The 11,499-nt window shown below is 71.3% G+C and carries 9 protein-coding genes; 7 read left to right on the plus strand and 2 right to left on the minus strand.

Features of this window, described 5'->3' with window-relative positions; translation table 11 throughout:
* Positions 1–506: 506 nt before the first annotated feature.
* A complete protein-coding gene (locus tag K4G64_RS35555) occupies positions 507–1,187 on the plus strand; it encodes an antibiotic biosynthesis monooxygenase (RefSeq protein WP_221760020.1) in 681 nt (226 codons plus the stop codon).
* 47 nt (positions 1,188–1,234) lie between these two features.
* Here K4G64_RS35555 and K4G64_RS35560 read toward each other — a convergent pair whose 3' ends face one another.
* On the minus strand, positions 1,235–3,064 hold the full coding sequence (locus K4G64_RS35560; RefSeq protein WP_221760021.1) for an endonuclease/exonuclease/phosphatase family protein: 1,830 nt from the start codon (positions 3,062–3,064) through the stop codon (positions 1,235–1,237).
* Between the two features lie 312 nt (positions 3,065–3,376).
* On the opposite strand from K4G64_RS35560, the gene K4G64_RS35565 reads away from it, so the two are divergent.
* From K4G64_RS35565 to K4G64_RS35590, 6 genes are all read left to right on the plus strand, one after another.
* The gene (locus K4G64_RS35565; protein ID WP_221760022.1) at positions 3,377–4,795 is read left to right on the plus strand and encodes a hypothetical protein; all 1,419 of its coding nucleotides are present in this window, start codon (positions 3,377–3,379) and stop codon (positions 4,793–4,795) included.
* Positions 4,796–4,950: 155 nt separating this feature from the next.
* Positions 4,951–6,399 carry an alkaline phosphatase PhoX gene (locus tag K4G64_RS35570; RefSeq protein WP_221760023.1) on the plus strand — a complete coding sequence of 483 codons (1,449 nt, stop codon included), beginning with the start codon at positions 4,951–4,953 and terminating at the stop codon, positions 6,397–6,399.
* A 341-nt stretch (positions 6,400–6,740) separates the two neighbouring features.
* Positions 6,741–8,324 (plus strand): TROVE domain-containing protein, encoded by a 1,584-nt coding sequence (locus K4G64_RS35575; protein ID WP_221760024.1) that lies wholly within the window; start codon positions 6,741–6,743, stop codon positions 8,322–8,324.
* 168 nt (positions 8,325–8,492) lie between these two features.
* Positions 8,493–8,897, plus strand: a complete 405-nt coding sequence (locus K4G64_RS35580) for a VOC family protein (protein WP_221760025.1) — start codon at positions 8,493–8,495, stop codon at positions 8,895–8,897.
* Between the two features lie 128 nt (positions 8,898–9,025).
* Positions 9,026–10,063, plus strand: a complete 1,038-nt coding sequence (locus tag K4G64_RS35585) for a LacI family DNA-binding transcriptional regulator (RefSeq protein WP_221760026.1) — start codon at positions 9,026–9,028, stop codon at positions 10,061–10,063.
* 114 nt (positions 10,064–10,177) lie between these two features.
* Entirely contained in the window at positions 10,178–10,753 is a 576-nt protein-coding gene (locus tag K4G64_RS35590) for a TetR/AcrR family transcriptional regulator (RefSeq protein ID WP_221760027.1), read from the plus strand.
* Between the two features lie 63 nt (positions 10,754–10,816).
* Here the strand turns inward: K4G64_RS35590 and K4G64_RS35595 are convergent.
* A partial coding sequence (locus K4G64_RS35595; RefSeq protein ID WP_260461428.1) for a TerD family protein occupies positions 10,817–11,499 on the minus strand: 683 nt, incomplete at its 5' end.

Below are 11,499 nucleotides of genomic sequence, written 5' to 3' on the forward strand. Positions count from 1 at the left end.
CAGTGGCAGGAACGGCGATCACCCTGGCGGCGGCCACGGTAAGAAGGCGCGCAAACGCGACGTAGCCCCCGCCACCGCGCGCCCGCACCCGCGTACGGCGAGAAGGGGCCGTGTCGGGGGGTGTCCGTCCTCGGAACGGCGCGATGAGGTCTCACGCCGACTGACTGTCCGTTGACGCGCCAACCGCTGCGGGCGGACACCCCCCGACACGGCCCCTTGCGTGCGACGGCGGGTGCGGGCGCGCCCAGTTGCGGGCATGCGTGCCGCCCTGGCTGCGGGCATGCGTGCCGCCAGGGGCGGCACGGGTGGGCGCAGCGGCACCCCGCTACGCCGGGCTGCGGACCCACCCCGCCTCAGTACCGATGCCGAGCACCCCGCTACGCCGGGTGGCGGACCCACCCCGCTCCAGCTTCGGCGCCGAGTCGCACACTGCCCCCTTGACCTCAAGCTTGGTCGAGGTTGAAAGGTGGGGTGTGTTCGTGACCGGCGCTACGACTGGAGTGTTCATGAGCCGTCGAACCGAGCAGCACCCCGACCTCACCGACCCCCGCGTCGGTGCTCCCTTCTTCAGCACCTGGCGGGTGGGCACCCCCGAGCGGCAGCGGCAGACGGTGGAGGCCATCGGGCGTACCTGGGAGCGGCGGCCCTGGCCCGCCAGGGATCTGCTGGCGTATCACGTGTACGCGGGGCACGACGGGTCCACCCTGATGCACTACTCGCAGTGGACCGGCGAGCACGCCTACGAGTCGTTCGTGAAGGCCCACCGGCAGGAGCGCGTCGACGAGATCGACACCGCCGTACCGGGTATCGAGCGGGTCGGGCTCGGGCGGTACCGGCGGTACCGCAGCCGGGAGCGCGCCGTGGGAGATGCGAGGGTGCCCGGGTTGATCGTCACCGTGCGGGTCGACTTCGATGACGAAGAGCGCCGGGGAGCGTGGGTCGATCTTGTCGTGAAGGCCCTGGACGACGACCCGGAGGGGCACGCGGGGCTGGTGGCCGCGCACTTCCATCTGAGCACGGACGGCGGACACGTCCTGAACTACGCGGAGTGGGAGAGCGCCGAGGCCTACGACCGGACTCTGGCCGCGCCGTCGAGTGAGATGTGGGAGCGGGTGCGGGCGTATCCGGGCCTGAAGGGGAGCGTCGGCAGCCGGTACGAGCATGCTCTGGGGCTGGTGCCAGGGTGAGCCCGGGCGGGCCGGCCGGGTTGTGCCCGGCCGGCCTCTGACGGGTGTTACGGGCGGAAGCGCAGGATCTGCGGGTCGTGGTCGCTGATCTGGTCGTTGAACTCCGCGTTGACGTGGACGCTGTCGTACTCGAAGTCGCAGTCGCGGCGGATCGACGGGCTGATCAGGATCTGGTCGAGGACCTGGCTGTTGCCCTGGTAGACGTACGAGTAACGCTCGCTGCGCGGGAGCGACTTGATCGCCGACCAGAGTTCGCCGCGGCCCTCGAGGAGCTGCGCGGTCTTCGAGAACTCGAAGTCGTTGATGTCGCCCAGCGTGACGACGTCCGCGTTCTTCTGGGTGTCGAGGATGTCCTTGACGAAGGCGTTCACCAGCGTGGCCTGCTGGTGGCGCTGCGTCTCGGAGCTGCGGGACGGCGGCTGGTACTGGGAGGTCAGGCCCTGGTCGCCGCCCTTGGAGTTGAAGTGGTTGGCGATCACGAAGACCGTGCGGCCGCGGAAGACGAACTCGCCCGCCAGCGGCTTGCGGCTGCTCTTCCAGGCCTCGTCGGCGGGGGAGATGCGGCCGGGGCTGAGGGTGAGGTGGGCCTTGCCGCGGATCTTCGTCACGGCGGTGGCCGTGGTGGCGTCGCCGCCCGCGCGGTCGGCGAAGGAGACCCGCTCCGGATTGAACAGGAACGCCTGGCGGATGTTGCCGCCCGGCTCGCCGCCGTCGGTGTTGTTCGCCGGGTCGATCGAGCGCCAGTCGTACTTCGGGCCGCCGGCCGCGACGATCGCGTCGATCAGCTTGGTCAGCGTCTGGTCGGCGGCGACCGTGCCGTCGTTCTTCGCGCCGTTGTTGTCCTGGATCTCCTCCAGGGACACGATGTCCGGCGACTTCAGGTTGTTCACGATCGCGGCGGCGTGCGCGGCGAACGTGTCGTCGGACGGGTCGAGGTTCTCGACGTTGTAGGTGGCGACCGCGAGTTCGGAGGAACGCTGCTTGCGGGTCGTCTCGCGCTCCAGGCCCGCGCTCTTCAGGGTGCCGAGCTCGCTCGCGACCAGGGTGTAGCCGCCGAACTGGTTGTAGTCCAGGGGGCCTTCGGTGGTCCCGGCGAGGGTGTCGCCCACGTTCGCCTTCGGGAAGTCCGCCGTCGCGCCGAGGGACTGGATCTGCAGGCGGCCCGTGTTCTGGTCGTCGTAGGAGCCGTAGACCGTGCCGCCGTGGCGGTTGCGGTTCTCGTACGGCTTCACCGTCACCCAGAGCTCGGTGTACGGGTCGGTCGCGCCGACGACGCGGGTGTCGGCGACCCGTACGGACATGCCCTCCAGCGCCTCGTAGTAGTCCAGGGCGTACTTCGAGGGCTTCAGGGGGAGCGCGTTGATCGAGCCGTTCGCGGCGGTGTCGCCGGCGGGCGCGTAGGCGGCCGGGACCGAGCGCGAGGTGATCGCCGTGGCGGCGGGGAGCGCGTTGCCGCTGGAGACGACCGTGGTCGTCGGCTTGGTGATCTCCGTCAGCGACTGGTTGCCGGAGGCCGCGCCGCCGGGGACGTACTCCGAGACCGTGCCGGCGACCGTGACGGAGTCACCGACGGCGACACCCTTCGGGGCCGAACTGGTGAAGACGAAGACGCCTTCGCTGGTCGCCGGGTCGGCATCCGGGTTCGGGTCCTGGATCCAGAAGCCGCGGGACGAGCCGTAGGTCCGGATGCCGGTGACGATTCCGGCCACGTCCGTCACCTGCTGACCGGCGTACGGGGACATCCGGGTGCTGCCCTGGATGTCGTGGATGCGGACCGACTCCGCGTGCGCGGGGCTGGTGAGGAGGATCGTGGAAGCCGCGGAACACGCGGCGGCGACGGTGAGCGCGGCGAGACGCGCGGACGACTTGCTCGGCAACGGGATTCCCTCCGGGGACGTGACAGAGCGCCGGGACGAGGGCGGACACGTGTGGAATGACTGGCTGTCGCTACCTGTGGGGTGGATGCGATGACGCGCGTAGAAGGAGGGGACGGGTGGACCTGGTGGGGCCGGCCCGGTGAACAAGTGTCCGCCGACTTCTACGCGCGTCAATCTCCAGCCTGTTCATGTCACTTGTCAAGGTTTCGGCCATGTACGGCGGCCGACGGGGAGATGAAGTGGGCGGCATGGGTGGAAATCCGTCTAGGCTGAGCGGCTGAGTCGTATGAGGCGCCCTAGGAGAAACAGCCGATGTCAGACAGCTCCCCCCTGCCGCCGGTGCGGCTGCACCCCGAAGCGGAGCTGGCGCGCGACGCCCTGTCCACGCCGTTGCTGTCCCGGGCCGCCCGGCTCGCCCGCTGGGCCGGGCCGGACACCCGAGTCGACGCCGGGGGCGGGCTCGTCGACGAGCAACTGCCCGCGGCCGTCGAGGCGCTCGGACTGAGCGGGGACGATGCCGCCGTCGACGCGAGCGAGGCCTGGCGGGTCGCCGTGGACGCCGGACTCGTCGAGGTCGTCGACGAGGAGGAAGGCACCGTGACGGCCGGTGAGGAGCTGGCCCTGCTGACCGGTGGCTCCCCGCAGGACGTGCTCGCCGTGTGGCTCGCCGCCCTGGAGACCGTGCTCGCCGACGCGAGCGTGCCCGACCTGGACGGGCTCGTGGACGCGGACGGCGAGGTCGACCTCTCCTCCCTCGACTGGGACCCGGAAGCCGAGGCCGAGTTCCTCGACGGCGTCCTCGGCAACCTCTATCTGCTCACCGCCGGCGAGGGCACGCCCGACGGCTCCCCGGTGCCGCTGCCGGCGCTGGCCGCCTCGGTGATCGTGCCCAGCGACATGGGCGAGCCCACCAACGACGTCCTGGAGCAGGTGTCCGACGCCATGATGCGGCTGGACGACCAGTTCCGGATGCTGGAACCGGTCGGGTTGGTCGCGTACCAGCCGGTCGACGAGGCGCTCATGGCCGACGCCGACGAGGAGCCCGCGGCGCCCGTCGACGACACCGACGTCTCCCGGTACGGCATGGTCCGGCTCACCCCGCTCGGGCTGTACGGCATGCGCGCGCGGCTGATGGAGGCCGGGTACGAGGCACCGGCCGTCGGAGACCTCGCCGACAAGGGCGCCGACGTACTGCTCGACGGCACGGCGGAGTTCCCGCCCGGTGCCGCACAGGCCGAGACCGAGCAGTGGCTCCGGCGGAGGGAGTCGCTGGACGCGGCGCGGGAGTTGCTGGGGGCCGCCCGGGGTTCGGATGCCGGGGCGCCGCTGCGGCGGCTGCGATGCCAGCAGGCCCTGTCGCTGGTGGGGGCATCGGCCGAGCCCGCACTGCGCGAGGTGCTCGACGACGCCGAACTGGGCGGGCTCGCACGGGTGTGGCTGACCGAGAACGGCGCGGTGGACGTGCCCGCGCCGTCCGAGGCGATGGTGTACTGGCTGACCATCGACACGGTGGCCGCGCAGCTCGCCGCGGAAGGCAACTCCGAGGAGCTGCGGGCATTGGTGCAGGGGCTCGCGCAGCAGCACGGTGGGTTTTTCGAGGCCGTGTGGCGGGTCGACCATCCGGCGACCGCCGATGTGCTGGAGGCCATGGGGCGGCTGCATCCCGACAAGAAGGTGGCGAAGGAAGCGCGGAAGGCGGCGTTCAAGGCCCGGTCGCAGCAGGGTGGCTGATCCGGGTTTGTGAGTGCGGCGCCGTCTCGGCTTGTCGCGCAGTTCCCCGCGCCCCCAGGGGGTGTTCAACCGGCGTTCACGGATGAGCGGGACGGTTTCGCCGAACGAGGTCCGCCACCTCCCACGGCATTCTCACCGTCACAGGAGACACCACCATGTCGCTCACCCGTAGGGACTTCGCCAGAAACTCCGCGATCACCGGTGCCGGTGTCGCGCTGGCGGGCAGTGTCGGCGCCCTCGCCACCGCGCCGAACGCCCTCGCCTCCGAGGACACCGGCACCGCGGGGGACCGGGCGGCGGACGCCCGTCACGGAGTCGGCTACGGGCCACTCGTCCCGGACCCCCAGGGCATCCTCGCCCTGCCCGCCGGCTTCGCGTACCGGGTCATCACGTACAGCGGCAGGACCAGGCTGGAGTCCGGTGAGTCCACGCCGTCCAACCACGACGGCACCGCCGCCTTCGACGGCCCCCGCGGCACCACCCTGCTCGTCAACAACCACGAGCTGAAGGGCCCGCGCGCCAAGTGGGAGCACCCGGTGCCGCTCACCGAGGGCCTCGTCTACGACCCCGCGGCCGCCGGCGGCTGCACCGTCGTCGAGGTGCGGCCCGACGGACGCGTCGCCGAGTGGGTGGGCATCGCCGGCACCTCCACCAACTGTGCGGGCGGCGCCACCCCCTGGGGCACATGGCTCACCTGCGAGGAGAACTCCGACAAGGCCGGCGTCAACGGCATGACCAAGGACCACGGTTACGTGTTCGAGGTCGACCCGTGCGACCGGCGTGCCAACCGCGATCCCAAGCCGCTGAAGTTCTTCGGCCGCTACGACCACGAGGCCGTCGTCATCGACCCCAAGCGCGGCCACGCCTACCTCACCGAGGACGCCTCCGGCCCCAACGGCCTCTTCTTCCGCTGGACCCCGCCCCGCGGCTTCGAGTACGGCCCCGGGAAGTTCCGGGGGCTCGCCGACGACGCCGGTGTGCTCCAGGCGCCCAAGTGCTTCGACTCCGGCGGCAAGTTCGTCGACGACCTGTCCCGCGCCACGAAGCTCGGCACCGTGTACGGCGTCGACTGGGTGGACGTCCCCGACCGCGACGCCCGCACCACGCCCGTGCGCAAGCAGTTCAAGGCCGACGAGGTCACCCGTGCCCGCAAGCTGGAGGGCATGTGGTGGGGCGACGGCGGCGCCTACATCGTCTCCTCCTACGCCCGTGAGGAAAGCCCCGTCCAGCACGACGGCCAGGTCTGGTTCTACGACCCCAAGCGCCGCACACTGACGCTCAAGGTCCTGCTCGGAGTGAATCCCGACCCGTCGAAGGACGGTGCGTTCGACGGCCCGGACAACATCACCGTCTCCCCGTACGGCGGCCTCGTCATCGCCGAGGACGGCGAAGGCGTGCAGCACCTGTTCGGCGCCACCGACAGCGGACGCACCTACCCGATCGCCCGCAACGAGCTGAACATCGGCACCGAAGAGGAGCCGGAATACAGCGAGTTCGCCGGCGTCACCTTCTCGCCCGACGGCCGGACCCTCTACGCCAGCATCCAGACGCCCGGCATCATGCTCGCCATCACCGGCCCCTGGAAGCGCCAGAAGCGCTCATAAATTCGGTCGCGATTGCCGAGTCACGCCTCCTACAGTGAGATCACAACGTCACGCACCTCCCGGTGCGATGGCAGCGGCTACTTCTCTTCCAAAGAATCCGACGCCGCCGCCGACTTGATCTCGGGAGGCGCAGCATGTGGTGGGTGCCCGGTGCGAAGGCAACGGTTACTTCCTGGATCGGACGGTTGCGGGTTCGAGTCCCGTCAGCGACTTCGGGTCGCTGTAGCTCAATCGGGTAGAGCATCTGAATTAGTCCGTCGCCGACTTCAGTCCTCGGGCGCCCACCTCTTTTCGCATGCAGCGTCTCCCCCGAAATATGAATGAATTCGGGGGAATTCACCATGGCGCGATTCAATTCCAAGGCAGCCCGCGCGCGTCCCGTCTCGCGCGTGACGTCCACCGGGCGTGTGCTGCGCACCTACGAGGGCGGCCGCGGCCGGGAGCGGGACGCCCGCTCCGAGCTCTTCCTGCTCTCGGTCTCCCACTTTGTCTCCCAGCAGACCTTCTACGAGACGGGCGCCGACCGCGACGCCCGGTTCCAGCGACTCGTGCGCGAACTCGCCGTCACCGACCCGGAGTGGACGGCCGGCCTGCTCGGCTGGCTGCGCGGCGCGGGCAATCTGCGCACGGCCTCCGTCGTCGGCGCCGCCGAGTACGTCAAGGCCCGCCTGGACGCGGGCGCGACCGGCGGTCCGTCCAACCGGCAAGTCGTCGCCTCCGTCCTCCAGCGGCCCGACGAGCCCGGCGAACTACTCGCGTACTGGACCGCGATGTACGGCCGCAACGTGCCGAAGCCGGTCAAGCGAGGTGTCGCGGACGCCGTGCGCTGCCTGTACCACGGCAAGGCGCTGCTGAAGTACGACACCGCCTCCAAGGGCTACCGCTTCGGCGACATCCTCAACCTCGTGCACGCGGCCCCGGACCCCGACAAGCCGTGGCAGGGCGAACTGTTCCGGTACGCCCTCGACCGCCGGCACCACCCGGACACCGCCGTGCCGCCCGCGTCCGACCGCGTCCTCAGCGCGCACCGCGAGCTGATGGCGCTGCCGGTGGAGGACCGGCGTGCGGTCGTGACCGCCGAGGGCGGTGCCGAGCGGCTGGCCGGGGCCGGAATGACGTGGGAGGCGCTCGCGGGCTGGCTCCAGGGGCCGATGGACAAGGCGGCCTGGGAGGCGGTGATCCCCTCCATGGGGACCATGGCGCTCGTGCGCAACCTGCGCAACTTCGACGAGGCCGGGGTCTCGGACGAGGTGGCCGAGGCGGTCGCCGCGCGGATCAGCGACCCGGCGGAGGTCGCGCGCTCGCGGCAGTTCCCCTTCCGGTACCTCGCCGCGTACCAGCACGCGCCGTCGCTGCGCTGGTCGTACGCGCTGGAGCGGGCCCTCGGCCACTCGCTGGCCAACGTGCCGGCGCTGCCCGGCCGGACGCTGGTGCTCGTGGACCGCTCGGGCTCGATGTTCTGGTCGCGGCTGTCCGACCGCTCGGAGCTCAACCGCGCCGATGCGGCGGCGATCTTCGGCACGGCGCTCGCGCTGCGGGCGGAGCGCGCGGACCTGGTCGAGTTCGGCTCGACGAGCGACCGCGTGACGTTCCGCCGGGGCGAGTCGGTGCTGAAGATCCTCGACCGCTTCGGTGACCTGGGCGGCACCGACACCACGGAGGCGGTGCGCCGGCACTACAAGAAGCACGACCGGGTGCTGATCGTCACCGACGAGCAGTACACGCACCACCACCGGGGCGACCCGACCGAGCAGATCCCGGCCGACGTGCCGGTCTACACCTGGAACCTTGCCGGGTACCGAGCGGGCCACGGTCCGTCGGGCACGGGCAACCGGCACACGTTCGGGGGACTCTCGGACGCCGCTTTCCGGATGGTTCCGCTGATCGAGGCCTCCCGGGACGCCGATTGGCCCTGGGTGGCCTGAGGGACAGGACGGACCGTGGCCCGCACCGCGTGGGGAGTGCGGGCCACGGTTCTGTGCGCCGTCCGGTGCGAGACCCCCGAGGGCGGGTGGCTGGGCGTCGGGGTGTCGGGGAATCTTCTCGCGGGTCGTCGGGTTGTGGCGGTCAATCGACGTCCTGGAGGAGCCGCCATGTCCGATCAGCCCGCCGTCCGCGAACTCCGCCTGGTCGTGACCGCCGAGGACTACGACGCCGCGCTGCACTTCTACCGGGACGTGCTCGGCCTGACCGAGCAGGGAGCGTTCGCCTCGGAGGACGGGCGGGTCACGATTCTCGACGCCGGGCGGGCCACTCTGGAGCTGACCGACCCGAACCATGCCGCGTTCATCGACGAGGTCGAGGTGGGGCGGCGGGTGGCCGGGCACATCCGGGTCGCCTTCCAGGTGGACGACTCCGTCGCCACGACGGCGCAACTGGCCGCCGCGGGAGCCGAGGTCGTGGCCGAGCCGACACGCACTCCCTGGAACTCCCTGAACTCCCGGCTGGAAGCGCCGGGCGCGCTTCAGCTGACGCTGTTCACCGAGCTCGGTGAGTGACGGGGGTGGTGGCCCCGGGCGCGGCCGCGTTCGCTTCGCCTGCGCGTGGGGCATGGGTCGGCACGGCCCCTTCTCGCCGTACGCGGGTGCGGGGTGGCTCCACTCCCGCGCCGGATACAGTGCTGGACGTGCGGACGGACAATCAGCCTGCGGAGTCGGGTGCCGAGCGGTCCGACGGTGCCCGGCGCCGGGCCACGATCCACGACGTCGCACGGCTCGCCGGGGTGTCGCGGCAGACGGTCTCGCGGGCGGTCAACGACAAGGGTGAGATCGACCCCGGCACCAAGGAGCGGGTCCTGGAGGCGGCGCGGCTGCTGGACTACCGGCCCAGCCGGTTCGCGCGCGGACTCGTCCAGAAGGGCGCGGTGACGGCCGGTCTGGTCATCCCGGACCTGCGCAATCCGTTCTTCCCCGAGGTGGCCGCCGGAGTGCTGGAGGCGGCCGAGCAGCGTGGCTGGCAGGTCGTCGTGTGGGACTCCCGGATCGACGAGGCCAGGGAGCGGGAGGCGCTCGACGTGCTCTCCCACCAGGCGGACGCGGTCGTCGGCTACTTCAAGGATCCGGACGACGTGCTGATCCGGCATCTCGGGGGCGTGCCGCTGGTGCTGCTGGAGCGTGGGCCGCAGCAGACCCGGTTCGCGGCCGTGGGCATCGACGCCGCGTCCGGTGTCGAACAGGGCATGGACCATCTGTTCCGCGCCGGGCACCGCAGGATCGGCATGCTGGACGGGGTGCACGGCCCCGGCCCGCGTCGGCAGGCCTTCCTGGAGCAGGCGCGGCGGCTCGGTCTGCCGGTCGGCGAGGACTGGGTCGTGATGTGCCCCGAGCACAGCGTGGCCGGTGGTGAGGCCGGCATGGAGCGGCTGCTGGCGCAGCGGCCGGAGGTCACCGCGGTCTTCGGCTTCAACGACCTGATCGCGGTCGGGGCGATGCGTACGGGCCGACGGCGTGGCCGGAGGGTTCCCGAGGATCTGGCCGTGCTGGGCTTCGACGGCCTCTCGCTGGGTGAGCTCGTCGAACCCGCCCTGACCACCCTGCACATCGACAAGCGGCAGCTGGGTCGGCTGGCCGTGGAGCAGGTGGCCCGGCTGCGCGACGGTGAGGAGCCGCTGCGGGGCGCCGACGCGTGGGTGACACCCGAACTCGTGGTGCGCGCCTCCGCCTGACCAAGGCAGATCGGCCTCGTCGTTCCCTTGACACCGCATTCCTGACCCGCCGGATGCCGGTGCGCCGTCTCGGTAGAGTGCGGAGAAAGTCCCCGGTTCGTGAGGAGAGGTCGCGTGGCGCAGGTCAGGCCCATGCGGGCGGATGCCCGGCGCAACCACGAGCGGTTGCTGACGGTCGCCGCGGAGGCCTTCGCCGAGCACGGGGAGGGCGCCTCGCTCGACGACATCGCCAAGCGTGCCGGGGTCGGCTCCGGCACGCTGTACCGGCATTTCCCGACCCGGCAGGCACTGCTGGAGGCCGCGTACCTGGAGCGGGTCGAGGCGATCGCGGCCCGGGCCGGTGTGCTGGCGGACGAACTGCCGCCGGGCGAGGCGCTGGGGGCGTGGCTGTACGAGCTCGGCGCCGGGCTGATCCGGATGCGCGGCCTGAAGACCCTGCTGGGACCTGCCGTCACCGGGAGCGGCACGGCCGTGGCCACGGCGTGCGGCGACTCGGTGAAGGGCGCGGCCGGGCGGCTGGTGAGGGCCGCGCAGGAGGAGGGCACGCTGCGGGCGGACGTCGATCCGGCCGATGTGCTGCGGCTGGCTCATGGGATGGCGACGGCGTCGGAACTGGCGGACGGGGAGGACCGGCACCTGAGGCGTTATCTGACGCTGCTGATGGAGGGGCTGGGCGCGGGACGCCGCTGACGCGGTGAGCCGGACACCCCCTCGGGGAGGGGGCGTCCGCGGAATCCGGTCCGGTGGCGCGGGTCAGAGCGCCTGTGCGGCCGGCTTCACCATGCCCCGCACCGTGCGGGACTTCACGAAGTCGCCCATGGCCGTCATCTCCCACTCGCCGGAGTACTGGCGGATGAGCTTGGCCATCAGGACGCCGGTCTGGGGCTCGGCGCCGGTGAGGTCGAAGCGGACCAGTTCCTCACCGGTCGTGCCGTCCAGGAGGCGGCAGTAGGCCTTGGCGACCTCGGTGAACTTCTGGCCGGAGAAGGAGTTCACCGTGAAGACCAGGCCCGTGACCTCCTGGGGGAGGCGGCCGAGGTCGACCGTGATGGTCTCGTCGTCCCCGCCGCCCTCACCCGTGAGGTTGTCGCCGGAGTGCCGGATGGCGCCGCCGACGATCTGGAGCTTGCCGAAGTAGCAGCTGTCGATGTGGTTGCGCTGCGGCCCGTAGGCGATGACCGAGGCGTCCAGATCGATGTCCTTGCCGCGGTAGGCCGGCTCCCAGCCGAGACCCATGCGGACCTGGGAGAGCAGGGGCTGGCCGCCCTTGATCAGGGAGACCGTCTGGTTCTTCTGGAGGCTGACGCGGCCCTTGTCGAGGTTGATCTTCCCGGCGCCGGGCTGATCCGGATGCGCGGCCTGAAGTCCCTGCTGGGACCTGCCGTCACCGGGAGCGGCACGGCCGTGGCCACGGCGTGCGGCGACTCGGTGAAGGG

This window comes from Streptomyces sp. WAC04114, from assembly GCF_019733245.1.
Lineage (GTDB): Bacteria > Actinomycetota > Actinomycetes > Streptomycetales > Streptomycetaceae > Streptomyces > Streptomyces massasporeus_A.